General features: G+C 67.0%; 20 protein-coding genes. 5 read left to right on the top strand and 15 right to left on the bottom strand.

Features of this window, described 5'->3' with window-relative positions:
• Window positions 1-6: 6 nt before the first annotated feature.
• From QX108_RS13360 to QX108_RS13415, 12 genes are all read right to left on the bottom strand, one after another.
• Entirely contained in the window at window positions 7-750 is a 744-nt protein-coding gene (locus QX108_RS13360) for an ABC transporter ATP-binding protein (protein ID WP_315725831.1), read from the bottom strand.
• Window positions 747-1,745: a branched-chain amino acid ABC transporter permease gene (locus QX108_RS13365; protein ID WP_172110987.1), complete on the bottom strand. Its 999-nt coding sequence runs from the start codon at window positions 1,743-1,745 to the stop codon at window positions 747-749. The genes QX108_RS13360 and QX108_RS13365 overlap by 4 nt, the downstream gene beginning before the upstream one ends.
• Window positions 1,742-2,617 carry a branched-chain amino acid ABC transporter permease gene (locus QX108_RS13370; RefSeq protein WP_315785489.1) on the bottom strand — a complete coding sequence of 292 codons (876 nt, stop codon included), beginning with the start codon at window positions 2,615-2,617 and terminating at the stop codon, window positions 1,742-1,744. Before QX108_RS13370 ends, QX108_RS13365 begins: the two co-directional genes overlap by 4 nt.
• Before the next feature lie 71 nt (window positions 2,618-2,688).
• The gene (locus QX108_RS13375; protein ID WP_315785492.1) at window positions 2,689-3,828 is read right to left on the bottom strand and encodes an ABC transporter substrate-binding protein; all 1,140 of its coding nucleotides are present in this window, start codon (window positions 3,826-3,828) and stop codon (window positions 2,689-2,691) included.
• Between the two features lie 79 nt (window positions 3,829-3,907).
• Window positions 3,908-4,789, bottom strand: coding sequence for a shikimate dehydrogenase (locus QX108_RS13380; protein WP_315785495.1), 882 nt, complete (start codon window positions 4,787-4,789; stop codon window positions 3,908-3,910).
• A gap of 123 nt (window positions 4,790-4,912) precedes the next feature.
• Window positions 4,913-5,851, bottom strand: a complete 939-nt coding sequence (locus QX108_RS13385; protein WP_315725823.1) for a LysR family transcriptional regulator — start codon at window positions 5,849-5,851, stop codon at window positions 4,913-4,915.
• Between the two features lie 31 nt (window positions 5,852-5,882).
• The gene (locus tag QX108_RS13390; RefSeq protein ID WP_315785498.1) at window positions 5,883-9,650 is read right to left on the bottom strand and encodes an AsmA-like C-terminal region-containing protein; all 3,768 of its coding nucleotides are present in this window, start codon (window positions 9,648-9,650) and stop codon (window positions 5,883-5,885) included.
• Between the two features lie 174 nt (window positions 9,651-9,824).
• A complete protein-coding gene (locus tag QX108_RS13395) occupies window positions 9,825-11,057 on the bottom strand; it encodes a cytochrome P450 (RefSeq protein WP_315785501.1) in 1,233 nt (410 codons plus the stop codon).
• 71 nt (window positions 11,058-11,128) lie between these two features.
• Window positions 11,129-12,433 (bottom strand): MFS transporter, encoded by a 1,305-nt coding sequence (locus QX108_RS13400; protein ID WP_315785504.1) that lies wholly within the window; start codon window positions 12,431-12,433, stop codon window positions 11,129-11,131.
• A 964-nt stretch (window positions 12,434-13,397) separates the two neighbouring features.
• The gene (locus QX108_RS13405) at window positions 13,398-14,210 is read right to left on the bottom strand and encodes a class III extradiol ring-cleavage dioxygenase (RefSeq protein WP_315725815.1); all 813 of its coding nucleotides are present in this window, start codon (window positions 14,208-14,210) and stop codon (window positions 13,398-13,400) included.
• Between the two features lie 204 nt (window positions 14,211-14,414).
• Window positions 14,415-14,849 (bottom strand): DoxX family protein, encoded by a 435-nt coding sequence (locus QX108_RS13410; protein WP_315785507.1) that lies wholly within the window; start codon window positions 14,847-14,849, stop codon window positions 14,415-14,417.
• Between the two features lie 217 nt (window positions 14,850-15,066).
• Window positions 15,067-15,765 (bottom strand): outer membrane protein, encoded by a 699-nt coding sequence (locus tag QX108_RS13415; RefSeq protein WP_172110997.1) that lies wholly within the window; start codon window positions 15,763-15,765, stop codon window positions 15,067-15,069.
• A 375-nt stretch (window positions 15,766-16,140) separates the two neighbouring features.
• Here QX108_RS13415 and QX108_RS13420 point away from each other — a divergent pair, with 375 nt between their 5' ends.
• The 4 genes from QX108_RS13420 to QX108_RS13435 all read left to right on the top strand — a co-directional run bounded on the left by QX108_RS13420 (window position 16,141) and on the right by QX108_RS13435 (window position 19,715).
• Window positions 16,141-17,058: a LysR family transcriptional regulator gene (locus QX108_RS13420; protein WP_172131725.1), complete on the top strand. Its 918-nt coding sequence runs from the start codon at window positions 16,141-16,143 to the stop codon at window positions 17,056-17,058.
• A 42-nt stretch (window positions 17,059-17,100) separates the two neighbouring features.
• Window positions 17,101-18,786 carry a SulP family inorganic anion transporter gene (locus QX108_RS13425; protein WP_315725810.1) on the top strand — a complete coding sequence of 562 codons (1,686 nt, stop codon included), beginning with the start codon at window positions 17,101-17,103 and terminating at the stop codon, window positions 18,784-18,786.
• 144 nt (window positions 18,787-18,930) lie between these two features.
• Window positions 18,931-19,161 (top strand): hypothetical protein, encoded by a 231-nt coding sequence (locus QX108_RS13430; RefSeq protein WP_172179656.1) that lies wholly within the window; start codon window positions 18,931-18,933, stop codon window positions 19,159-19,161.
• Between the two features lie 269 nt (window positions 19,162-19,430).
• Window positions 19,431-19,715 carry a GCG_CRPN prefix-to-repeats domain-containing protein gene (locus QX108_RS13435; protein WP_172111001.1) on the top strand — a complete coding sequence of 95 codons (285 nt, stop codon included), beginning with the start codon at window positions 19,431-19,433 and terminating at the stop codon, window positions 19,713-19,715.
• A 176-nt stretch (window positions 19,716-19,891) separates the two neighbouring features.
• Here QX108_RS13435 and QX108_RS13440 read toward each other — a convergent pair whose 3' ends face one another.
• Window positions 19,892-21,313, bottom strand: coding sequence for an FAD-binding oxidoreductase (locus QX108_RS13440; RefSeq protein WP_315725806.1), 1,422 nt, complete (start codon window positions 21,311-21,313; stop codon window positions 19,892-19,894).
• 73 nt (window positions 21,314-21,386) lie between these two features.
• Between QX108_RS13440 and QX108_RS13445 the strand changes: the two genes are divergently transcribed.
• Entirely contained in the window at window positions 21,387-21,911 is a 525-nt protein-coding gene (locus QX108_RS13445; RefSeq protein ID WP_315725804.1) for a thioesterase family protein, read from the top strand.
• 11 nt (window positions 21,912-21,922) lie between these two features.
• On the opposite strand, the gene QX108_RS13450 is transcribed toward QX108_RS13445, so the two are convergent.
• Together QX108_RS13450 and QX108_RS13455 are read right to left on the bottom strand one after the other, a co-directional pair.
• Entirely contained in the window at window positions 21,923-24,160 is a 2,238-nt protein-coding gene (locus tag QX108_RS13450) for a caspase family protein (RefSeq protein ID WP_315785514.1), read from the bottom strand.
• A gap of 23 nt (window positions 24,161-24,183) precedes the next feature.
• Window positions 24,184-25,422, bottom strand: coding sequence for a hypothetical protein (locus tag QX108_RS13455; RefSeq protein WP_315725800.1), 1,239 nt, complete (start codon window positions 25,420-25,422; stop codon window positions 24,184-24,186).
• Window positions 25,423-25,488: the final 66 nt, after the last annotated feature.

The raw sequence follows: 25,488 nt of genomic DNA on the forward strand, positions 1-25,488 counted from the left end.
CCTCCGTCAATGTCCGAGATAGGCTTCGATCACGGCCGGATTGGCCCTGATCTCGTCGGGCTTGCCGATCGCCAGCACCTTGCCTTCCGCCATCACCATCACGCGCGAGCACAGCGACATCACGAACTCCATGTTGTGCTCGATGACGACGAAGGTGGCGCGGCGCTCGCGATTGATCGCGATCAACCGCTCCTTGAGATCGCCGAGCATGGTCGGATTTACGCCGCCGGCGGGCTCGTCGAGCAGCACGAGGCGCGGACCGCCCATGAAGGCCATGGCGGCATCGAGCAGCTTCTGCTGGCCGTAGGACAGGCCGCCGGCCGGCTCGTTGGCGAGATGCTCCAGCTTGAAGAAACCGATCATCTGATCGGCAGTGGTGGTGAGACCGGCGTCCGACGGCCCGAACAGGCGCGACAGCATGCTGCCGCGATGCTCCTGCCCGGCGAGGATCAGATTGTCGCGCACCGAAAGTTTCGGGAACACCTGCAGCAGCTGGAAGGTCCGGCTGACGCCGAGACGATTGAGCTCCGACGGCCGCTGCCCGGTGACGAGCTTGCCGTCGACCCTGACCTCACCCGCGCTCGGGACCAACTGGCCGAGAATGCAGTTGAACAAGGTCGACTTGCCGCAGCCATTGGGCCCGATCAGGCCGAGAATCTCGCCCTCCTGCACATCGAAGCTGACGCCGTTCACGGCGGTGATGCCGCCGAAGCTCTTCTTGACGTCGCGAACGTCGAGGACTGCGGTCATTGCGCGGCCTCCAGCTTGGACTGAGCGGCGGCGCGCAGCGCGGATGCGGCCTGGGTCCGCCTTGAGCTGAGATAGCGATCGAGGATGCCGAGAATGCCGGAGGGCGAATAGATCAGCAGCACGATCACGGCGGCCGCGTAGAGCATCAAATAATAGCCTTCGGCAAACCGAAGCCATTCCGGCAGCAGCACCGCAATCATCGCGCCGAGGAACGGACCCAACATGAAGCCAGAGCCGCCGACGATCACCATCATCAGGAGATCGAGCGAGAGCTGCAGGTTGAATGGCACGGGGTCGACATATTGCGTCAGCGGCGCATAGAGCACACCGGCAATGCCGCCGAGCACGGACCCGATCGCAAAAGCCATCAACGTGTAACGGCGGGTGTCGATGCCGAGCGATTGCGCCCGGATCGGATTCTCGCGCAGCGCCATGAAGGCGCGGCCCCAGGGCGAGCGGATCAGCCACCACATCGCGAGCGTGACGAGGCCGAGCGATCCGAGGCAGAGATAGTAGAATGGCAGCGGCTTGCGGGTGGGAAAGCCGAAGACCTCGGGACGCGGGATGTTGCTGATGCCGTAGATGCCGTTGGTCAGCCAGCTCTCGTTGCGGAACACCAGGAACATCAGGGTCGAGAACGCCAGCGTGACGAAGGCGAGATAGTGATGCTGCACCCGCAGCGCCGGATAGCCGAGCAGCCAGCCGACGACGAAGCAGATCACGATCACGAGCCCGAGCGCCGCGATCAGCGGCCAGCCATGGGTGGTCAGGATCGCCGCGCCATAGGCCCCGATGCCGACGAAAGCGCCCTGCGCCAGCGACACCTGCCCGGCATAGCCGAGCGTCAGGTTCAGGCCCATGGCGGCGATGGTCATCACCGCCCACTGGCTCAGGATATAGAGGCCGTAGCGGTTGAAGTTCATCGGGATGATGATCAGGCCGGCGACGACGATGATCGACAGCGCAACGAGAAGCAGTCTGTTGTGCTTGCTCATACCGTGCGCTCCTCGGCTCGACCGAGCAGGCCCTGCGGCCGGAACAGGATCATCAGGATCAACAGCAGCATCGGCACGGCGGCGCGATACTGGGTGGAGACATAGGCTGCGGCGAGGTTGTCGACGACGCCGATGAGGAGACCGCCGGCGATGGCACCGCGCACCTGGTTGAAGCCGCCGACGATCGCGGCGATGAACGCCGCCTGCCCCAGCACCTCGCCGCTGGAGAATTTGGCGAGATAGATCGGCGTGATCAGCAGCGAGGCCAGCGCCACCAGCACGGCGTTGATCAGGAAGGTCAGCAGGATCATGCGCTCGACGGGTACGCCGATGATCCGCGCCACCGTCGGGTTCTGCGCTGCCGCCTGCATCTGATGACCGAGCGAGGTGCGGTTGAGCAGCATGGTCAGGCCCACGACGGCCAGGATCGCGACGGCGAGCACGCCGAGGCTCTGCAGCGAGATCGCACGGCCAAGAACGCTGATATCGCCGGCGGGAACAATCGATGGAAACGGCGAGGCCTCGGCGCTGAAGAACTGCTTCACGGCCTCCTTGAGGCCGATCGCCAGCGCCATGGTGGCGATCGCCAGCGGCAGCACGCCATGGCGCAACATCGGATCGACCAGCAGCATCTTGAAGGCGAGACCGAGCAGCAGCGCCGACAGCAGCACACCAACGAGGACAGCGAGCCAGAACGGCGCGCCGAGATGCATCACTGCAAGCATCAGGAAGGCCGGCAGCATCACGAACTCGCCCTGGGCGAAGTTGATGGTCTGCGAGGTCTGCCACAGCAAGGTGAAGCCGACGGCAACGAGCGCGTAGATGGCGCCGGTGGCGAGACCCGCCACGATCAGGTCGAGCAGATTGGACATGGTTTCCCCGTAGGCCCTTGGATGGCGGCGGCTCAGGCATCCCCACCTGCGCCGCCGATCCATCCTTGTCCTCAGTTGAGCTTCGGCAGCACCTGCTTCACGACCTGCTTGCCTTCGACGACCTCGACCAGGAAGCCCTGGCGGTCGATGTCGCCGTTCTGGTCGAAGGTGACGTCCATCAGGATGTTCGGCTCAGTCGCCGTCTTGATGGTCAGGCCGTGCAGCGCGTCGGCGAAGCCCTTGGAGTCGACCTTGCCCATCTTCTCGGTCGTGGCCTTGACCATGTAGATCGCCAGATAGCCCTTCAGACCGTTGTGGTCGGGCACGTAGTTGTACTTCTTGACGAAGCGATCGCGGAACGCCTTGACGGCCTCGACGGGCGCGTCGGTGGTGAGGCCGACATGGCCGCGGGCGCCGTTGGCGGCATCGCCGGCGAGCTCGATCACCTTCTGGCCGACCAGCGTGGTCTCGCCGATCAGCGGCGCGGTCACGCCCTGACGCTTGATCTCCTTCAGGATGCGCGCGCTCTCTTCCTCGTTGACGTAGATGAAGACCGCGTCCGGCGCCGCCGCCTTGATCTTGCTGACGTCGGCGGCGAAGTCCGCCTGGCCGGCTTCGGTCGACAGGTCCGCTGCGACCTTGATGCCGAGGCGATTGAACTCCTTGGTGATGACGTCGCGTCCGCCGCGGCCGAAATCGTTGTTGACCCAGACGACCGCGACCGACTTCGCCTTCAGCTCGTCGTTGATGTACTTGGCGACCTTCGGCATCGAGGACTGCTGGCCGAACGAGGTGCGGAACAAGAACTTGTTGCCGGCCTGCGTCAGCTCAGCGGCCTCGCCGCCCATGATCTGGGTGATGCCGGCCTCGGCCGCCAGCGGCGCCGTCACCTTGACCGAACCGGAATAGCCCGGCCCGAGCAGCACGTAGGGCTCGCCGTCGAGCGCCTTCTGTACCTGGGCACGCGCGACGCCGGGGTTGGACTGGGAGTCGGCGTGGCTGACCTCGATCTTGCGGCCGAGAATGCCGCCCTTGGCGTTGATCTCCTCGACGGCGAGGTCGATGCCGTTCTTCCAATTGTTGCCGACGGTGGCGCCGCCGCCGGAGAGTTCGGCAACATTGGCGATCTTGATGGGAGCGCCGGACTGCGCATAGGCGGCTCCGGACAGCAGCACGGCCGAGCACAGGCCAGCCAGGATGGTCGATCTCACGTTGTCTCCTCCTCTATCTTAAACGCTTGTTTGCGTTTCTTGCTTGAAAGACGTGTTCCGCCGCGTATTGGCGGTCAGCTCAGGCGGCGTCAACCGCCGGATATCTCTCCGCCATGTGATTGTCGAACGCCGCGCCCATCGCCTCGGTCGAGGGCGACAGCCCGGTGAACAGCTCAAACGCGTCGGCGGCCTGGTAGATCGCGAGCTCGCGCCCGAGCAGAACCTGGGCGCCCCTCGCCCTGGCGGCCTTGAGAAGCGGCGTCCACAACGGCGAATAGACGGCGTCGGCGACCCAGAGGTCGGCGCGCAGCAGATGCTCCGGCACCGGCATACCTCGGTTCGGCAGCATCCCGATCGGCGTGCCGTTGACGACGCCGACCGCACCCTGCAAGGCCTCGTCAACGCTGTCGACAACCGTCACCTTCGTACCGGCCGGCAGCAGACTCGCCAGCCTCTCGGTACGCACCCGCTCGGTGTCGAAAATCCGCAAGCCGGCAACGTTCAGATTCGCAAGTGCGAAGGCGATCGCCTTGCCGACACCACCCGCCCCGATCAGTGCGACGGCGCCGCGTCCGCTCTGGCCGACGAGCGGCGCGACAGCGCGCTCGAAGCCGGTTGTATCGGTGTTGTGGCCGATCAGCCGGCCGTCGCGGACGACGACGGTATTGACGGCCCCCATCGCCGCCGCCTTCGGCGCGAGCTCGTCGAGCAGTTCGACCACGGCTTCCTTGTAGGGATAGGTCACGTTGACGCCGGCAAAGCCGAGCCGGCGCACGCCCTCGAGCAGCGACGCCAGTCCCGCGCGGTCGGCGCCGGCAACCTCGATCAGCTGATAGTGGCAGCGCACGCCGAGAACCGCCGCCGCGTATTCGTGCATTGCGGGAGACGCCGAATGCGCGATCGGCGCACCGATCAAGCCGGTCAGGAATTTGCGGGCTTTGAGCGCGGAAAGATCAGGCACGTTCGCTTCAGTCTCTGCTGCCGCCTCGCGCGATCGCCGCACGAGCGATGAATGTCGCCGCGGACGATAGCGCGTCTGTCCGCTAACACAATTACCCAAATATCCGCCGAACCTAACATCATGTTATCTTTTTCCGGCAGCCTTCACCGACTTCGCCGCCGGCGGGCGGCCCGGCTCCAGAGCGCGCATCTCCGCGCGCAGGCAGTCGATGAAGTGCTCGGCTGAGAGCGACAGCGGGGTGCCGCGCTTGACGGCGATGTAGGTGTCGAAGCGGGTCGGCTCGGCGATCTTGATCAGCTCGATGCCGGGATAGCCGCCATGGGCCACCGTGAACTGATCGATCACGGCGATGCCCAACCCTGCCTTCACCAGTGCGCAGACGGTGGTGCCGAAGCGCGCCTTGATCGAGATGTTGTAGCTGAGTTTGTTGCGCGCGAAGATCTCGGCCATGATCCGGCCGTAAGGGTCGTTCGGATCGATGCCGATCAGCGGATAGCGCGTCATCTCCGCGGCCGAGACCTGCTTGCGACCGGCGAGTTCATGGCCGGGCGGGACGATGCAGAACAATTCGCCCGACGCGAGAGGGAGGAATTCGAGCGCGGAATGATCGAGACGATAGCTCATCGCCACGCACTCGCCCTTGCCCAGCATGAGATAGTCGATCGCCTCCTCGATCTTGAGGATGTTGATGTCGATGCCGAGGTCGGGATAGCGGCGGCGGACGCGCTCGATCGCGCGCGGCACCATCACCTGGGAGATGCTGGGCACCGAGCCGATGCGCAACTCCGACAGCGCGCCGCGGCCGATGTTGGAAATGATGTAGCTGAGGTCGTCGACCTTCTCGTAGACGCTGTTGATCTGCTCGAAGATGTTCTGGGCTTCAGGCGTTGGGAAGTAGCGGCCGTTCTGACGCTGGAAGAAGCGGATGCCGAGCGAGCGCTCGGTGTACTTCACGAGACGGCTGACGCCGGGCGCCGAGACCTTCAGCAGCCGCGCGGCGCCGTTGATGGTGCCGGTCACCATGACCGCGCGGATGACCTCGACCTGGCGCAGCGTCATCATCGGCGCGGTCCCTCCCCCACGCGCCCTGATGTCATGGGCTGCCCGGCGGCGTCAGCACGACCGGGGGACGGGGCACGGGCCGTGGGCGCGGCGGCAGCGCGCCCGGCGCAGGCTTGATCTCGACCGGCGGCGGCAAGGGCGCGACCTGTGGCTGGCTCGCCGCCACAGGCGCAGCCGGTGGCGGCGGCGCAGCCGCGGGAGCCGACAGCGGCGCATTGAGCGGCGGCACGGCCGCACGCGGACCGCCGAGCTTGGCGCGCGGATCGCGGCGCGGATCGCGCCCGGGCAGCGGCACGTCAACTGTGCCGGGCACGGCCGCATTGGCATCGGGACCGCCCGGCAGCGACGCCGTCGACGACGGATAGGCCGGCGGCACCTCGCCGCGCGCGATCGCATCGAGGCGTCGCGTCTCGCGATCGATGGCGCGGACCGCGAGCCAGGACGACAGCGACGTCACGTCGACGGCCCGCGTCAGCGCGTCGGGCGTACCGACCACGAACAACTGCAGCTCCGGACGGCTGTTGGCGTTGCCGACGGTGTTCGAGCTCAGGCTGGCGCGAATATCGGCCTGGTCGGCCGGAATGTCGAAGCCTCCCGAGACGATCGCGCGCGCGCCTTGTGCTTCCAGCGTCGTGGCGCCGACCCGCACGCGGCCATCGCGAATGATGAAGGGGATCTGCGCCGATGCGACCGGCAGGCTGCCGGATGTCAGCACCGGCTCGACCACCTGCCGGAGCTTGCCGTCATCGCTTACCTGCCCGGCGTCGGCCGCACGCAAGGCGACGTCGAACACGCGCGGATCGAGATTCGGAATCGACGCGTTGTCCAGCGACACCGTGCCGTTGCCCGAGAGCGCGTTCACCAGCCCCTGCACGCTGCGCCCCTCGGCCGCCAGCGTCATCTGCGCCGACACCTTGCCTGCCGGCATCTTGAGGCTGCGATAGCGCAGTGCGCCGCCATCGACGCCGGCGAGTTCGACACGGCCGTTGAGGACGAGGCCGTTGGCATTCGGCCGCGCCTCGACGGTCGCCGTCAGCTCGCCACCGCCGAGCTTGCCCTTGAGATTCTCGATGGTGAGCGACTGGCCGTCGCTCCTGATCGCGCCGCCGAGCGGACGCAGATCGATCCCACTCATGACCGCGCCGCTCAGCGACTGGAACGAGACGCGGCCGCGCCATCCCTTCGAGAGGCCGGCTCCCAGCGGCTCCGCCTGCTCGCGCCCGGCCGCGCCGATCAGCACCGAAAAGACCTGGGGGACATCGAGCGCGTCCAGCCCGAGCTCGCCCTCGATCTGCTTGTCGTCGTCGAGATTCACGGCCACCCGGCCGCGCACCCGCGAGCCGCCGACCGTGCTGTCGATATCGTCGAGCGTCGCCCGGCTGCCGGAGAGTCCAAGCCGCCCGAACAGGCGGATGTTCTGCGCGGCCGGATCCTGCGGCTTCAGTCCAAGCAGCGGAGCCAGATTGGCAGCACGCAGGCGGAGATTGACATTGGCCTTGGTGGCATCGCCCCAGGGATCGACAGTGCCCTGCGCATCGCCATCGAGTCCGGCACCGGTGAGCTTGGCCATCACCCGCAGCGGCGTCCGCCAGCTGCCGGCCACGCTGGATTGAAACTCGGCGGGACCATTGCCGGCGGCTGCGACGCGATCCAGGCCGAGCAGCGCCAGCACGACATTGCCCTGCTCGGCGGAGACCCGGCTCTCGACGCCGAGCTCGGTGCGATCGATGGCATCGACCTCGAAGCTGCGCAGCGCGGCTGCCGATGGCTTCGCCGTCAACGTGGCCGAGCCCTTCAGCTGCGGCGCATCGAGATCGAGCACCGCCTTGGCCTGGCTGCGGTCGGCATTGGCGGGATCCTTGGCGAGGTCCAGCGTCAGTTTCAGCCGCGCCGCGCCGGCAGGCGTACCCAGCGCATCGAAGCGCGCGGCGATCTGCGGTGCGAAGGGCTGCACCAGCGCCGTGATCTCCTTGAGCGAGCCGGCCATCGAGGTCACGGCAAGCCGCCCGGTGGCGTCGGCGCGATCGAAGCGGCCGGAGCCCTCGCTGGTCACGCCGCCGCTCTGGCCGAACTTGAGCTGGTCGACCGCAATCGTCTTCGGATCGTAGGAGAAGCGTGCCGTCAGCGGACGCAGTTCCTGGCCGCTGAGCTTGGCGCGGCCGACATCCAGCGCGACGCTGGCCTCGGCGGGCCACTCGCCCGTGACGCCGACCAGCGAACGCGTCACCGCCATGGCAGCATCGAGATCGAGCCTGTCGCCTTTCAGCACAGCCTCGAAACGCGAGCCGGCGCCGGTCGAGCGATTGAGGAGAGCAACACGGCCATCGACGGAGCCGCCATCGATGTCCGCCTTGAGGCTGGTGATCGCGACCCGGTCCGGCGCCACGTTGAGGTCGCCGCGCAGGCGCAGCGGGCGCTGGGTGCGGTAGCTGCCGTCGCTGCGGCCCTGCAACCAGGCCACCAGAGTATCAGGCTCCGAAGAGTCGAGATCGAGCGCGCCGGTGAAGCCCGCCGTCACCGAGGTCGAAATGCCGATGGTTCGGAAGGTCAGGCGCGTCGAGCCCGGCGCGCGCAGATCGACCTTCTCGAGGCTCCAGGCTGTCGGCTCGTTGTGCAGGTCGGCGGTGAAATTCTGCACCGGACGCCCCGAGAGCATGATCTGCTCGGTCGAGAACTGCACATTGGCCGGCATCGGCAGGGTCGGCAGCTGGGCGATCCAGTTGCGCAGCGCCGGCAGCACCAGCGCCGGCGCGATGGCTCGCCTGTCCTTGACCTCGTCACCGCCGGCGAGAAGCTTGTCGGCATCGAGCTGACGCGCGGAGAGCGATGCCTTCAGCGTCGGGGTGGCGCCGAAACGGACGTCGCCATTGCCGGCGAATTTCAACGAGCGATCCTCCTGGCCGAAGCTGACCTCGATCTGGTCGAGCTTGGCGGCGGCCTGGTCGCCGACGATCTTGGTGGCGATGCGCCACGGCGTGGCGGCGGCTTGGCTCGCGGTTCCGGACGGCTTGGCGGACGGCTCCTTCGCGGGCTGATCCCCGGCCGGCTTGTCCTTGCCCTCACCCTGCTCCTTCGGCGGCGACGACAAGGTCAGCGCGCCCTCGAATCTGGGCGAGCGATTCGGGAAGCTGATCAGCCCTTCGATATCGGCCATGACCGGACGCTCGCCGGGGTCGATGTTGAGATGGACGCGCAGGCCGTTGGAATCCTTGTCCTGGCTCGACGACACCCGGAACGGATAGCGGCCGCCGCGAATCGACACCGCGCCGTCGCCGCGCAGCGAGCCGGCGAGGGAGCGGACGTCGCCGGAGAACACGATGTCGGTGAGCTCCAGCGTCGAGCGGCTGGCCGCGTCATGCAGCGCGACGCGGCCGGTCAGGTTGAAGCGGTCGATCGCGAGCGCGGCGAGATTGAAGCGGCCCGAGGCGGCCGGCAGGTCGACCTGGCCCTTGGCGTCGAGCCCGAGATCGGCAGCCATGCCGCCGATGGTGAGCTCGTTGGCGCGCCATTCCCCGCGCATCAGGTCGCCGAGGCTGAATTCGACGTCGAGCTTGTCGGCGCGCAGCTTGCCGAGATGATTGGCGCCGCCGAATGTGACCTGGCGCAGCCGCAAGGTCGGCGTCGGCAGCAGCCGTGCGTCCAGCGCACCGGCGACCCGCACGGGCACGCCAATGATCTTGCCCGCCTCGGCCTCGAACTGCGGCCGGAACTGGTTCCAGTCGACGAAGTACGGGCCGATCAGCGCAGCAAGGAGCGCAAGGATGAAGGCAATCGCCAAACCGAGCAGGGTCGTCTGCACGGGGTCTCCCTCAAAGGACAACGCTCCGGCGTCCCAAACCCGTCATCCCGTGCGACCGCAGCCCCACAGGCATCGAGACCGGAGCGTTGCATCATATAGGATTAAGTATGGCGAAGTCACAGCGCTGTCGTTGTTTCCGGGGGCGTTGCACAACAACTCCGTTAACGAAGATGGTTACCAGTGTGCCGGCAGCCGCTTGAGGCCGCGCAGCACGAAGGTCGGCCGCCATTCCGGGTTGTCGGGATCGTCCAACTTCAACTCCGGCAGCCGCCGCAGCAGGGTTCCGATCGCAACCTCGGCCTCGATGCGGGCGAGCTGCGCCCCCAGGCAATGGTGGATGCCGCCGCCGAACGACAGCGGCTTGATGTTCGCGCGGGTGATGTCGAGCTGCTCCGGACTGTCGGGATAGACCGCCGGGTCGCGGTTCGCCGAGCCGAGCAGACACAGCACGGTCTCGCCCGCCGGGATCCGGCGGCCGCCGAGATCATCGATGTCCTCGAGCGCGACCCGCCCGGTCAGCTGCACTGAGGAATCGTAGCGCAGGAACTCCTCGATCGCGTTGGTCATCAGCTCGGGGCGCGCCTTCAACAGCGCCAGCTGATCGGGATTGCGATGCAGCGCCAGCAGGCCATTGCCGATCAGATTGACCGTGGTCTCGTGCCCCGCGCCGAACAGCAGGATGATGTTGGCGGTGAGCTCCTCATGCGACAGCTTGGCACCGTCCTCCTCCGCCTGCAGCAGCTGCGTCGTCAGGTCGTCGCCGGGCTGCTTGCGGCGCAGCTCGAACAGATGCTGGAAATACGCCCGGGAGACCGCATTGCCGGCATTGCCCTCGGCGATCTCCGCCTTCGACAGCGGCACCGGCTCGAGCAGCCGCCCGCCCTCGCGCGAGCTCTTGTAGAACGCCTCGCGATGCTCCTCGGGAATGCCGAGCATGTCGCAGATCACCGTGACCGGCAGCTTGAAGGCGAAGTCCTCGATCAGGTCCATCCGGCCGTGCGGGATGATCTCGTCGAGCGTGGAATCGACGATCGCCTGGATGCGCGGCCGCATGTCCTCGACGCGGCGCGCCGTGAAGGCCTTCACCACGAGGCCGCGCAACCGTGTGTGATCCGGCGGATCCTGCTGCAGCATCCAATGGCTCATGCTGCGGAAGATCGGCTCGTTCATGATCTCCGGGCCGTAGCGGCGGATCGAGCGGGCGACGAAGTCCTTGCCGAAGCGCTTGTCGCGCAGCACGAGGCTCGACTCCGCGTGCCGGCTGGCGAGGAACGAGCCGAACGGCGTCACATGCACCGGATCATTGTCGCGGAGCTGCTGATAGAACGGATAGGGATTGCGGATGAACTCCGGCGACAGCGGATTGAACAGCGGCGCGGCCTTGGCAGCCTGGACATGCTCGTTCATGGGGTCCCTTTCCCGGAGTTTGCCTATTGGTTCACGGCCGCAGCGTCATGGCAAGTCGACCAGTTCACACATCATGCCGCAGCTTCCGCCGGCGTCTTCAACCTATGTAACTGTCCGGCGACGACGCGCACCCGGCGCGGCGCCGCGATCCAGATCGCGGCCGCCGAAACAAACGCGCCGGCGAAGGCGATCGCAAAGCCCGGCGTATAGCTGCCCGTGACATCATACAGCACGCCGGTGACCCAGGGGCCTGCGGCACCGCCGCACAGCCCGATCAGCATCAGCGTTCCAAAAATGCTGCCGAAATGCGCGCCCTGGAATATTTCCAGCGCGACCGCGCCCATCACCGAGGTCAGGCCGTAGCCGAGCGCGCCTTGGGTTGCGACCATCACGTAGATCAGCAGCAGCGACGGCGACGCCTTGAGCGCGATCAGCGCGGCGAAGCAGATCGCGAAGCCGAGACAGCCGAGCCCCCACACTGCCTCGCGACCGAGCCGGTCGGAGAGATGTCCGAGCGCGATCTGGCCGGGAATGCCGAGCAGGCTGACCGCGCCGAGCGCCCACACCGCGACGCTCGAGCTGAAGCCGATCTCGAGCAGGTATTTCGTCTGATGCACCTGCACCGCGTACCAGACGTAGAGGCCGAAGAAGTAGCCGAGCGCGAGCCACCAGAACCGCGTCGTGTGCAGCGCGCGCGACAGGGTCCAGTCGATGCCGGCCCAGGCGGCGTCGACAATGTTCGAAACGGGTTTGGCGGCGCTGGCGAGCGGCGCGGCGTCGCCGTCGGGACGGAGGCCCATTTCCTCCGGCTTCTTGCGTAGCAGCAGATTGATCGGCGCAAGCACGACCAGCACGACGATGCCCATCGCGGTGCAGGCGGTGCGCCAGTTGGTCTGCGCGATCATGTGCTGCACCCAGGGCAGCAGGGTCATCGAGCCCAAGCCGACACCGGCGAACGCGATGCCGATGGCGAGGCCGCGGCGGCGGATGAACCAGTTCGGCAGGAACAGCGACTGGCCGGAATAGCCGAGGCAGACGCTTCCCGCGCCGACCATCACGCCGATGGTGAGGTAGAGATGCCAGGGCTGCGAGGTCAGCGGCGCCAGCAGCAGGCCGCCGGCCATCAGCGCGACGCCGAGTTCCATGACCGCACGCGGACCGGTCCGGTCCATCAGCCGTCCGATCAGCGGACTGACGATGCCCGACGCAACGAAGCCGAAGGAGAAGGCGCCGGCGGTGACGCCGCGGTCCCAGCCGAATTCGGCGAGGATGGGCGGATAGAACAGCGAGAACGCGGTGCGCGCATTGACGCCAATCGCCATCGTCACGAAGGTCACCGCGACGATGACCCAGCCATAATAGAACGGCAGGCGCATTGTTGTTGTTCTCACTCCCTGGTGCACCCTTCGCATCATTTGCCTGCGGAGGGGTCAAGGACTTTCTGCGCAGGCCGCGACGGTGTCAGTTACCTCCGACGTCATGTGTGCGGTGCACTGTCCTCATGATCGGTGTCGTCCCGGCCTCCGCGCCGGGACCCATACCGCGTGATCTCGCGGTGAGAAAAGACTGGTCGTCCCGCGTGCCTCAAACACCACCCTGTGGCTATGGGTCCCGGCTCAAGGCCGGGACGACATCGAAGGTGTGGCGCGCTGCGTGGATCATGGCTGCACGCTCCTCGCGGCGCCGGCGGCGTCCGAGCTCTGCCAATGGATCGCCCTCGAAAGTAGAAGGGCGCAGGGAAGGCCGGGCGCTGGCCGCGCCCGTGGCCCGCCAGCGAAAGAAATGCTGGCGGCAGGTACCACAGGTCTGGCCGAGAACGCCCGGCCCTCCCTGCGCGATGGTCTTCACGCTTATACGCAGTCTGCCTGGTGCGCCGGGCTTGTTGGCCACCATTCGCGACAATGCTTACGCATTGCGCGGGACACCAGCGTCGGGGTGTCAGCACGCTGCGACTTCACGTCCGCAAGAGACTCGTTCGTCCGCACATCCGTAAGGATATGCTGCGAGCTCTCGCGGCCACCGCTCCCCGCCTCGCGTGTCGTGACGATCGCGCGCAACGCCCCTTCATGATGAGGCGGGATGCGCGAGAGGATCGTGGTGATTTGCCCGACGAGGCAAGGGAAATCAGCTGCGACATAGTAACCCGACGGGCAAACAACACGCTCTCGTCATTCCGGGGCGATCCTCCAAACGCTGTCGCAACGCGACTGCGTTTGGAGGATCGAACCCGGGATCTCGAGGTTGTTGAAGAAGAATGCAAGCCAATGTCGGGATTCCGGGTTCAAGGCCTGCGGCCTTGCCCCGGAATGACGTCGATGTCGAACTAATAAGTTCGGCGGCCTACGCCGCCGCCTTCGCCTGATCTGCACCATGGAACGCATAGACGTCCATACGCAGCACGCCGTAGTTCGCGCTGTTGTGCAGGCGCTCGACGCGGGCGTTCTCTCCGGCGGCGCCCAGCGCGGCGAACAGCGGCAGGAAGTGCTCGTCGGTCGGGTGGTTGTCGCGGGCATGCGGCGCGAGGGCACGGTAGTTGACGAGGTCGTCGATGCGGCCTTCGATCGCGGCGCTGTGCACCCAGTCGGCGAAATCGACCACCCAGGATGGCGCGGGATCGTCGATGTCGGGCCGGCGCTTGCGGAATTCGCCGAGGTTATGCGTGAAGCTGCCGCTGCCGATGATCAGCACGCCCTCGTCGCGCAGCGGCGCCAGCGCGCGGCCGAGCGCGAGGTGATGCGCCGGCCCCTGCTCGGTCTGGATCGACAGCTGCACGACGGGAATGTCGGCCTGCGGATACATCAGCAGCAGCGGCACCCAGGCGCCGTGGTCGAGGCCGCGCTCGCGATCGACGCCGACGGGAAGGCCGGCGGCCTGCAGGCGCTCCGCGACGGCGCGGGCGAGATCGGGCGCCCCGGGTGCTGGATAGCGCAGCCGATAGAGCTCGGGCGGGAAGCCGTAGAAATCGTAGATCGTGTCGTTCTCGGCGACGACGTTGACGGCGGGGATGTCGGTCTCCCAATGCGCCGAGATCACGAGGATGGCCCTCGGCCGCGGCAGGCTGCTGCCGAGGCCGGCAAGGAAGTCACGCGCGGCGGACGCCGTCAGCGGCAGCATCGGCGAGCCGTGCGACAGGAAGATGCTGGGCAGGGTCATGTCATGGCTCCTCGTTCGATTGGTATCTCAGGTCGCGCCTCACCCACAACCGTCGTCCCGGCCTCGACCCATACCGCGTGATCTCAGTTTGAGGCAGGCTGGATGTCGACCAGCGTGCTCAACTCAGTCCGGCCAGTGGTTATGGATCCCGGCGTTCGCCGGGATGACACCGAGATTGTAGCGGCAGTGAACCGCCCCTGACGATCAGTGTGCGCTACGCAACTGGCCACCGACGAGGTTGCCGCGCAGAGCGCTCAGCGCATAGGCGCCGTCGCCGAGCAGAGCCTGCACCACGAGCGTGACGGCCCAGAACGCCGGATATTCCCAGCCGCCTTTTGGATTGCTGAAGAAGAAGCCGGCCGAGCCGTGCACGGTGAAGATGGCGCCGAGCAGGATCGGCACCGCGGCGAGCGCGACCCAGCGCGTGGCGACCCCGAGGATCAGCGCGATGCCGGCCAGGATCTCGGCGGTGATGGTGGCATAAGCGAGTTCGGGCAGCAGGCCGATGCTGGCGAAGAACTTCGCGGTGCCGGCCGGACTGAAGACGAACAGCTTCAGGCCGGCATGGGCCAGGAACAGGCCGCCGAGCGTGAGGCGGAGCAGAAGGGCGGCGTAGGGCGCGGTACGGGAATCGATCATCTCGGGCTCCAAATGAACTTCGCCGAGACATAGATCATTCCCCAGGAGACGATAATCGCGCCACCAGGAAAGACAGCTCAAACCAAAAAGGTGAGATTGGGTATCAGATGACCGTCAGAGACGGTTGGGTGCCGGCATGTCAAGGCCCGCATTCATCCGCAGAGGCACGGCGCCGACACGGCTCCGGAAACCGGACGCTGGTGTCGGCGCCGCCAGCTCAGAACCGGTAGCTCGCGCCGGCGCGGATCAAATGCAGTTCGTTCTTGAAGTCGGCGCGATTGCCGTCGCGGTTGAACAGCGTCACGCTGCCGTAGTCGGTGTAGACATATTCACCGCGTCCGACCCAATTGTTGGTGAAGGCGTATTCCACGCCGACGCCTGTCGTCAGACCGGCCTTCACCTGATTCTCCCACACCACCTGCTCGCCGGCATTGCGGCCCTTCTGAATGGTGTTGGTCAGGTCGGCGATGCCGACGCCGAGCGTGCCGAACACCAGCAGGCGGTCGAACGCATAGCCGGCGCGCGCGCGTGCCGAGCCGAACATGCCGTATTTGGCGTAGGACGTATCGTTGTCGAAGATGTCGTTGCTCTGCGAGGCGGTGGACCTGCCGAGATCGACCTCCGCGCCGATCACGAAGTTCCTGGCGAACTGATAGTTGTATCCGCCATACAGACCGAAGGCCAAGCCGTCGGCGCCCTGCTCCGAATGGCCGTGATTGTTGTTGCGGTAGAAGTCGACGGTCCAGACGCCATGCGCGCCGCCGGCGAATGCACCGGCATAGAAGCCGGTCCAATTGTAGTACGGAGCATTGTAGACCGCGACGGGCCGCTGGGCTCTGAAATCTCCTGCCTGCGCTGCCGTGCCGGCAAGCAGAACGCCACAGGCGGCAACGGCGAGATTGTACACTGCTTTCATCAACCCATCCTTACTAACTCATGACACATGGAAGCGAGCGCGTCCCCAGAAGGCGCTGGCGTGCGGCGGAAACTGAAAGCGAAGTCGGGCACCAAATTGACCCGCTTTGGGTCGAGGCGTGATCAAATGCGGTATTGTTCGGGACCGGAGCGTGGCGCGGAAGCCGATACCGGCGAGAACCCGGACTTGCTGCGACATCTTTTCACTTGCAGTGCGATGACGCGAAGGCGGCGTGACTGATTCGACCATCTTCATGACGGACTGCCGCACCAGGTTGGCGAGAGGCCCCGCCTCCGCTCCCGCCTGCAGAGTGACGATTCCCTGCCTGGCGAGAGTCTGCTAGCGAAACACCTCACACCGTGCGAGTGAGGCTGAATGCTTGACCGTCTGACCGGGCTGGAAGTGATGTCGCGGATCGCGAGCTCCGGCAGCCTGTCCGCAGCCGCACGCGCGCTGGGCATGTCGCAGACGATGGTCACGAAGCATCTCGCGGCCCTCGAGGCCCGGCTCGGCACCAAGCTCTTCCATCGCACGACCCGGCGGCTGACCATCACCGAGGCCGGCCGGCGCTATCTCGATCTTGCCGAGCGCGTGCTCGGCGATTTCGAGGCGGCCGAGAGTGCGATCGCGGCCGACCGGGTCGAGCCGCGCGGCTTGCTGCGTCTCAACGTTCCGCTGGCCTTCGGCACCCGGCAGATCGCCCCGCTGCTGGCGCGGTTTTCAAAGCTCTATCCCGGCGTCACCGTCGAGCTCGGCCTCAACGATCGGCTGGTCGACCTGATCGAGGAAGGCTGGGATCTTGCGATCCGGATCGGCACGTTGAAGGATTCGACGCTGGTGGCGCGACGGCTCGCACCATGCCGGATGATGGTCTGCGCCGCGCCGTCCTACCTCGCCACGCACGGCGCGCCTCGCACCACGGCCGATCTCGCCGAGCACAACTGTCTCGGCTATACGCTGGCGGCTGCCGGTCCGTCGCGCTGGCGGATGGGCGGCAAGGCGGCGGTCGATGTCACCGTCAGCGGCAATCTGCGCGCCAACAATGGCGATGCGCTGCTCGCCGCGGCGCTGGCGGGGCAAGGCGTGATCTATCAGCCGACCTTCATCGTCGGTGACGAGTTGCGTGCAGGACGGCTGGTGGCGATCCATCTCGATGTGCCGCCTTCCGATCTGCTGGCCGTGCACGCGGTCTATCTGCCGGACCGCACGCCCTCGGCCAAGGTACGCGCCTTCATCGACTACCTCGCCGCAGCCTTCGCGCCGGAGCCCCCCTGGGATCGCGGCATTGCCTGAGCCGCCAGCCAGCTTCCGCGCGGTGCGTACGGAGACCTCGACATGACCGAGCAACCACGCCACGACGGCGAGCATCATTGGCCGATGTTGCGCTCCCTGCAAAGCTGGCGGATCAGCGCGCTGCCCTCCGATCTCGCCGCGGGCCTGACGCTCGCCGCGATCGCGATCCCCGAACAGATGGCGACCGCCAAGCTCGGCGGCTTCACGCCGGAGACCGGGTTCTTCGCGTTCATCGCGGGCTCGCTCGGCTTCGCATTGTTCGGCGCGAACCGTTTCCTGTCCTGCGGCGCGGATTCCACGATCACGCCGATCTTCGCCGGCGGCCTCGCGCTGCTCGCGGCGAGCGGGACGCCGGAATATGGCAACCTCGCCGCAGCATTGGCGCTGCTGGTCGGCGTGATGCTGGTGCTGGCGGGCGGCTTCAGGCTCGGCGGCATCGCCAATTTGCTGTCGGTGCCGGTCACGGTCGGATTTCTCGCCGGCATCGCCGTGCACATCATCGTCTCACAGTTGCCGGGCGTGCTGGGGTTGCCGTCGCCGAGCGGACCGACGCTGGTTCGGATCGCGACGCTGGCGGAAGAGCTCGGCAAGGCCAACCCGGCTACGGTCCTGATCGGCTTCGGCGTGCTCGCGACGGTGATGCTCTGCGAGCGGATCAGCGCCCGCATTCCCGGCGCCCTGATCGCGCTCACGGCCTCGACCTCCTTCGTGATCGCGGCCGGTCTGGACGCGCGCGGCGTAGCGGTCATCGGCCCCCTTTCCGGCAAGGTTCCGATGCCGTCGGTGCCGCTGATCGGACCCGAGCAATGGGCGAAGCTGGTGCCGCTGGCCTTCCTGATCGCCGTCGTCGTGATGATGCAGACGGCGGCCACCACGCGCTCGTTCCCCTCCGAGCCGGATCATCCTGCCGAGGTCGATCGCGACTTTCTGGGCGCTGGCGTCGGCAGCCTGCTCGCCGGATTGTTCGGTGCGTTTCCGGTCAACGCCAGCCCGCCGCGCACCGGCATCGTGGTCGAGACCGGCGGACGCTCGCAGGTCGCAGGCCTGCTCGCGGCCGCGATCGTGCTCCTGCTGGTGCTGTTCGGGGCGCGGCTGCTGGCGCATGTGCCGGAGGCCGCGCTCGCCGGCATCCTGCTGTTCGTCGCGCTGCGCATCATCCGCGTGACGCAGATCGCCAGCGTCTACCGTGCCTCCAAGGGCGAGTTCCTGCTGATCGTCGCCACCGCCTTCGCGATCATCGCTCTGCCGATCGAGCAGGGCGTCGCGCTCGGCATTTCGCTGTCGCTGCTGCACGGCATCTGGAGCACGACGCGCGCGCACCTCATCAGCTTCGAGCGCGTGCCGGAGACGACGATCTGGTGGCCGGCGCATCCGCAGATCAAGGGCGAGGAGCTGTCCGACGTCGCCGTGGTCGGCTTCCAGGCCCCGCTCAGCTTCCTCAATGCCGCAACGTTCCGCGCCGACCTGCAGCACCTGCTGCAGAGCCGGAAGCCTCGGATCGTGGTGTTCGAGGCCAGCGCGATCGTCGAGATCGACTTCACGGCGGCGCAGGCGCTGCGGGAGGTGATCAGGATGTGCAATGAAAGCGGCATCGTCTTCGCCGTGGCGCGACTGGAATCGCTGCGGGCCCAGGCGGCGTTCGAGCGCTTCGGCCTCTACGACGTGCTGCCGCGGGATCGCGTGTTCCACAGCGTGGATCACGCACTGCAGAAGCTGCAGGGGGCATGAGCCGAGCGGGATCAGCAGCGCGTGATACAAATCGTTACGAAGCGCAACTCGGCACGACACATCCCGGCAAAGTTCAGCGGCGACAAGTCCTCCCTTCATGACGCCCGGCCCGTCGGCCGCGGCACACGAGAAGGATCGTCATTCATGCGCAAGCTGCTGCCATTGCTGTTCATCGTCGGGTCGATTGCCACCGCACAGGCACAGGACACGACGGCCGTCCGTCAGGCCTGCGGTGACGAGGTGCGCACGCTCTGCGCCGGCATCATGCCCGGCGGCGGGCGCATCAAGCAGTGCATGATCGAGAAATTCGACCAGCTGTCCGACGCCTGCAGGAGCGCTGTGAAGGACGCGAAGGCGCAGAAGAGCGGCAAATGATGCCGCGTCCGGCGGACGCACTTCAAAGGATGTCAGCCACCGTTCATGTTCCTTGAGGCAAATACACTGTCGCCGACGCATGGCAGCGATTAGGATCGCCGCAATGCGTCGACTGATCAGCAGGCTTGCACCGCCTGATCAGCTCCGCACCCGCCACTTTGGTATCGGGAAGGGGTTTCGCGACGTCGAAAAAATTGCGAAACCAAAACGCGTCCGACGACGTCTAACGACTGGACTGATTCGAAACCAACCGAGAGGACCGCACTGCAATGCGCAATCTGTTCACCTCCGCCCTGCTCGCCGCGACCGTCATGCTCGGCGGATCGGCCGCCCAGGCCTTCACCCTGCCGGGCCAGCCTTCGGCTCCGGAGATCAACGTCGAGAGCGTTGCCGGCGGCTGCGGACCCGGCTGGTTCCGTGACCGGTTCGGCCGATGCCGCCCGGCCCCGCGCGTGTACGCCCCCGGCTACGGTTACGGCCCGGGCTATGTCTACGCCCCGCGCACCTGCTTCATCCGTCCGACCCCGTGGGGACCGCGCCGCGTCTGCCGCTGAGCGCCTGACGTGAACACGACAACGCCGCCGCAATCAGTTGCGGCGGCGTTTTTTGTTGGCGGATTCCAGCAGCGCGTAGGACCCGAACTGTCGCACGCTGCCCCCCTCTCCCCGTCATTCACGGGGAGAGGGAGCGCACCGCTGATGCAGCGAGGGCTCGGCTCAGACGACCACGATCAGCTCGCCGGGATGATCTTTCCGGGGTTGAAGATGTTCTGCGGATCGAGCGCCTGCTTCACGGCGCGCATCGCGTCCAGCGCCTCCTGGCCGAGCTCCGACTTCAGGTACTTCTGTTTGCCCTGACCGATGCCGTGCTCGCCGGTGCAGGTGCCGCCCATCGCCTGGGCGCGCTCCACCAGCAGATGCATGAACTCCTCGCCGCGTGCCATCTCGTCGGCATCGTCGACATCGCACATCAGCGAGCAGTGGAAATTGCCGTCGCCGACATGGCCGACGATCGGCGACGTCAGGCGGAGGCGCGCGAGATCCTCCTCGGTCTCGCCGACGCAATCGGCGAGACGCGAGATCGGCACGCAGACATCGGTGGCGACGACGCCGACGCCGGGCCGGATCGCCTTCACCGACCAATAGGCATCATGACGCGCCTGCCACAGCCTGGTGCGATCCTCCGGCTTGGTGGTCCAGGCGAAGTCGCCGCCGCCGCACTCCGCGGCGATCTCGGCGAAGTTCTTCGACTGCTCGGCGACCTCGGCCTCGCTGCCGTGAAACTCCAGCAGCAGCAGCGGCGTCTCCGGCAGGGTCAGCTTCGAATAGGCGTTGCAGGCCTTCACCTGCGCGGCATTGAGCAGCTCGATGCGGGCGACGGGAATGCCGGTCTGGATGGCGAGGATCGTCGCCTGGCAGGCGCCGCGCACCGTCTCGAACGAGCATGACGCCGCAGCGATGGTCTCGGGAATGCCGCGCAGGCGGATGGTCATCTCGCAGATGATGCCGAGCGTGCCTTCGGCGCCGATGAACAGATGCGTCAGGTCGTAGCCGGCGGCGGACTTCTTGGCGCGGGTGCCGGTCTTGATGATCTCGCCGTCGCCGCGCACGACCTTCAGCGCCAGCACGTTCTCGCGGATGGTGCCGTAGCGCACCGCATTGGTGCCGGAGGCACGCGTCGAGGCCATGCCGCCGAGCGATGCGTCGGCGCCCGGATCGATCGGGAAGAACAGGCCCTGGTCGCGCAGATATTCGTTGAGCGTCTTGCGGGTGATGCCGGGCTGGATCACGCAGTCGAGATCCTCGGCATGCACCTCCAGCACCTTGTTCATGTCGCGCATGTCGATGCAGATGCCGCCCGCGGGCGCGTTGACCTGGCCCTCCAGCGAGGTGCCGGTGCCGAACGGAATGATCGGCACGCCGAGCGGCGCACAGATGCGGACGACGTCCTGGATGTCGGCGGTCTCCTGCGCCAGCACCACGCCATCCGGCGGCTGCGTCGGCAGCCAGGTCGTGGTATGGCCATGCTGCTCGCGCACGGCCTGCGAGGTGATGAGCTTGTTGCCGAAGCGGGCGGCGAGCGCGTCGAGCGCGCTCTTGAGCGCCTCCGGCGCGGGCCGCTTCAGGTCGTGATGAGGGATCGTCGTCGCCACTTTAGTCCTCCGGAAGTTGGGCGGACCGTGGCAAAGGACGCAACAAGGGTCAAGGGAGCAAACGGAAGAGCCGATGAGCGATAATGCAGTGCCCACACAAGCAACGCCCACAAGGTCCGCCGCGAGCGGGCCGTTCCTCTCATCGATCATGCAGATCGAACCACAATGGATCGATTACAACGGCCATCTCAACATGGCCTATTACAACGTGATGTTCGACCGTGCGATCGACCAGATCTGGGCCGAGCTCGGCATCGGCCCCGCCTATATGAAGGAGCGCCACGGCTCGACCTTCACGGCGGAATGCCATGTGAGGTATCTGCGCGAGATCCATCTCGGCGATCCCGTTGTGGTCGCGGTCTGGCTGATCGCCGCCGACGAGAAGCGGCTGCATACGTTCGAGGAGCTGCGCCACGCCGAAGAAGGCTGGATCTCCGCGACCTCCGAGAACATGTCGGTGCACATCGACATGACCAAGCGCAAGGTCGCGCCGTTCCCGCCGGATATCCAGGACAATATCGGCCGGGTGCTTCAGGCCCACGCCGCGCTGCCGCGCCCCGATGGCCTCGGCCGCGCGATCGGCATGCCCAGGCGCTGACGGCACATCGATCAGCCGGCGCGCGACAGCACGTCGGCAGCGGTCAGCGCAGGCATCGGCGGATCGGCGCTGACGATCCGCGCGAAGCTCGCGAACAGGCTGCCGGAGACGAGATGGCGCGCGGCGGTCTCGATCACGCGGGAGGCGCCGGCGAGCGCGGCGGCCTTGGGATCCGGCTTGTGATCGTCCGGCTTGGGGTCGTCCGGCTTCAATCGGCTGCGCCACATCTGCATCTGGGTGATCGCCATGCGCAGGCTCGGCGTCAGCAGCGGCGGGCCCTGCGTCGCGCTCTTCACGAAATACGAGAAGGCCTCCTCTTGAGCCTTCTCTTGGTCCTTCTCTTGGTCCTTCTCTTGGGCCTTCGGATCGACGGGACGGCCCTCGGCGCGCCGCAACAGCGTCTCCGCCCACAGGATGCTGCCGTCGGGCAGCCACGGAAACCAGCCCGCCAGATTGCGTGGCCAGTCCTTGAGGACGTCGAGATTGCCGGAGCGGAGCAGCAGGCTCATCGCGATGGCCGCGGCCACCGGCGACTCCACCTTGCGGACCACGATGTCGAGAAGATCATCGAGCCCGCGGATCTTGAGGCCGGCCGCGGCGAGATCGGAGAAGGCTTCGATGCGCTGCAACTCCCAGAGCGGGCGCCAGAACATCTTGCCGGCGACATCGTCGCCCCTGGGCTCGCCGAGGCGGGCGCTGAACTGCTCGACCGCCCAGTCCCGGCCACTGCGGCTGAAGCCGACATCGAGGCGCACGGGCATCGCCAGCGCAGCATCGCGCGGGATCGCGACGCCGAACGAGACGTCGCCCATGCCGGCGACGCCGAACCACACGACATGCCCTTTCCCGGGCGGGATCTCGACGTCGATCCACGAGGTCAGGCTGTCGCCGACCTCGTTGCTGCGCCCCTGGGTCAGCTTGAACTCCTGCGCACTCAGCCGCGCGCCGCTCCAGGCGTCGCGGATCGACAGCGCATTCAGGAACGGTCCGGTCACGCTCTCATGGCCGAGAATGTCGTGCATGGTGCGAAAGTCGTGCAGGTCACCTCCGCCACCGCCGGGCGCCGCGTCGATGCCGGCCCTAAACGTCTTGAAGCGGCGCAGCATGGTATCGGCGCGCTTGCTGACGATGCTGTCGAGCGCCAGCTCGTCGAGCTTGATCTCGGGCGTCCATGCGATCTCCGGCGCCGGGCCGCCGCCGGACGAGCCTGGTCCCCCGGAGTCGGGCGGTACCGAATCCGGCGGGGCCGCTTCCGGCGGCTCCGGCGCCAGCCCCACCATGACGACGGCGGGCGCGCGCTCAGCCACGATCATTGCGCCGTCATAGGGAATGCCGGACGGCTCCACCGGCTGGATCTTCGCCGCGGTGTGGGCCGCGAGCAGCTCGCGGACGCGGTTCTTGACGTGGCTCTCCAGGCTCGCGAACACCAGCCGCCACGGCGTACCATGCGTGTCGTAGGGAACGAATTCGGGCGGCGCCCCCTGCAAGGCCTCGAGCAGTGCGCGGCCGAAGATGGTGGCATCCTCTCCCGGCACCTGGAATGATTGCAGCCCCGAGCGCGTCGATTGCAGGCTGATGACGGCGTCCGGGCTCTTCGACAGATAGGGCTGCGGCTTCAGGATCTCGTCGCCGACGATGTTGAGCGTCATCGCCAGCGCCGGCGCATTGCGGCAGGCGTCGACGAAGAACAGCGCGCGGTCGATCCCCGACGTCTTCACCGCGCGCGCCACCGCCTCGATCGCGACCGCGCGGGCTTCGCTGCCGGCGGCGTTGGGGTCGAGGATGTCGGCCGCAAGCAATGCGGGCGAGGCGAGATGCTCGACGCCGTGGCCGGAGAAGAAGAAGAACGCGGTATTCTCGTCGCCGGTGCGGCCCTTGTAGATGGCGTCGCGCCACGCCTCGATCGCGCCGCGCAGCACGGCGAAATCCGGCCGCGCGAAATGACCATTGGTGAGACGGTTGATCTCGGCCATCTCGCCGGCCGAGGGCGCCAGCAGCAGGCGGCACGAGGCCACCGGCGCGCCGGCGACCCGGCCGGCCTTGCTGAACCAGTCGAACACCCGTGCCGCCGTCACCGCGCTCAGCGCCAGCTGGCCGAGGCCGCCGGAATTGGGCGCGCGCTCCCTGGCGCTGCCGCCGGACAGATAGGGATAGTCGCTGACCCCGACGATCAGCGCGTGACTCCCGGATCTGGGCTTGTCAGCGGCGGTCCACAGTCCTTTGGTATCGGTGTCGGCGATCAGCGTCACGGCACGGACTCCTCGAGCGCAGGTCAGAGACGGGTGGCGAGCTCCTGGAAGAAGCTCGGCCGTGCCAGATAGCCGGTATGGGCGAACGCGAGGCCGTAGCCGGTCGAATAGTCGCGGTCGACGACGCCCTTGAACACCGGCGCCATGACGAAGCCGAACAGATCGTTGCCATCGTAGTAGTTGGTCCAGCCGCGCACCGCCGCCGGCCGCGACAATTGGTCGGGCGCGCGCACATCGGGCTGCCCCTTGAACAGCCCGAGCTCGGCAAACAGCGACACCTGCGAGCCGCAGCTGAACCAATGGTCGATCTCGAGGCCGGCGAGCGCGGGGTCCTGCCGGGCAAAATAAGTGACGGCGTCGTACAGCAGCTGGCCGCCCATCGAATGGGTCAGGACGACGATCTTCTCGCCGGTCTGCTGCTTGCGCTGATGCGCGCGCTTCAGCGCCGCCAGCACGCGGCGCGGAATCTCGCCGGGCTGGCCGCCCTGCTCGCGCCGGTCCAGATAGGAGAAGACGTCGCCGACGAAATTGGCGACGAAGGCATTGATCGTGGGGCGCAGCTCCGCCGCCACGGTGGACAGCGCATCGCCGGGCAGCGCGGCCGCGCGGCGCAGCACCTCGCCGGCCCACTCGGTCCAGTCGGACCAGCCGCCCATGCCGACCAGAGCGTCGCCGGCGAGCTCGTTGTCGACCGCGGCGAGCAGCGCCTGCGCGCGCGCATCTTCGCTCTGCTCCTGGGCCACGATCGCATCCCACCGCGCCGCGACGTCGTCTGCAGCAGCGGCAAGTCCTGCCGCGCGCGGCTCGTCGGCGATCGGATCGACATAGCCCGCCGGCTGCTGGCTGCGCCGCGCGCGCGTTCGCACCGCGAGATACAAATCGGCGAGGAAGTCGGCGCGCTTGTCGGCCGGAACCGACGACAGTGGCGGCGTCACAGACGCGCCGCCGGCCACGGCAGGCCCACCCAGCACCGGACCGTCATCGACGACAGGCGCCGGCTCGAACGCGCCCGTCCCGGCCTCGCGCAGCTGGCCGAGCGACTCGAAGCCTGCAGTGCCACCCTGGCCCAGCAGCGCCGTGCGCGGCCGCGAGGCGAGCTTCCAGCGAAAGTCGGAGGCCAGATCGCCCCAATAGACCGGCTCGTATTGCGCGGCATTGGGCTCGGACACCTTGGCGCCGAGCCAGCGCAGGAAGGGCTTCTGGAGTTCGACGCCATGCTCGGGCGAGCGGACGTTCACACCGTGAATATAGATGATCGTCATTGAAATCTCCCTCGCAACCAGAGGCAGTATAGCGAGGGAAGCAAACTTCAAAAAGACGCAACGCGA

The sequence above is a fragment of the Bradyrhizobium sp. SZCCHNR1002 genome (genome assembly GCF_032381435.1).
In the GTDB taxonomy this organism is placed as follows: Bacteria; Pseudomonadota; Alphaproteobacteria; order Rhizobiales; family Xanthobacteraceae; genus Bradyrhizobium; species Bradyrhizobium aeschynomenes.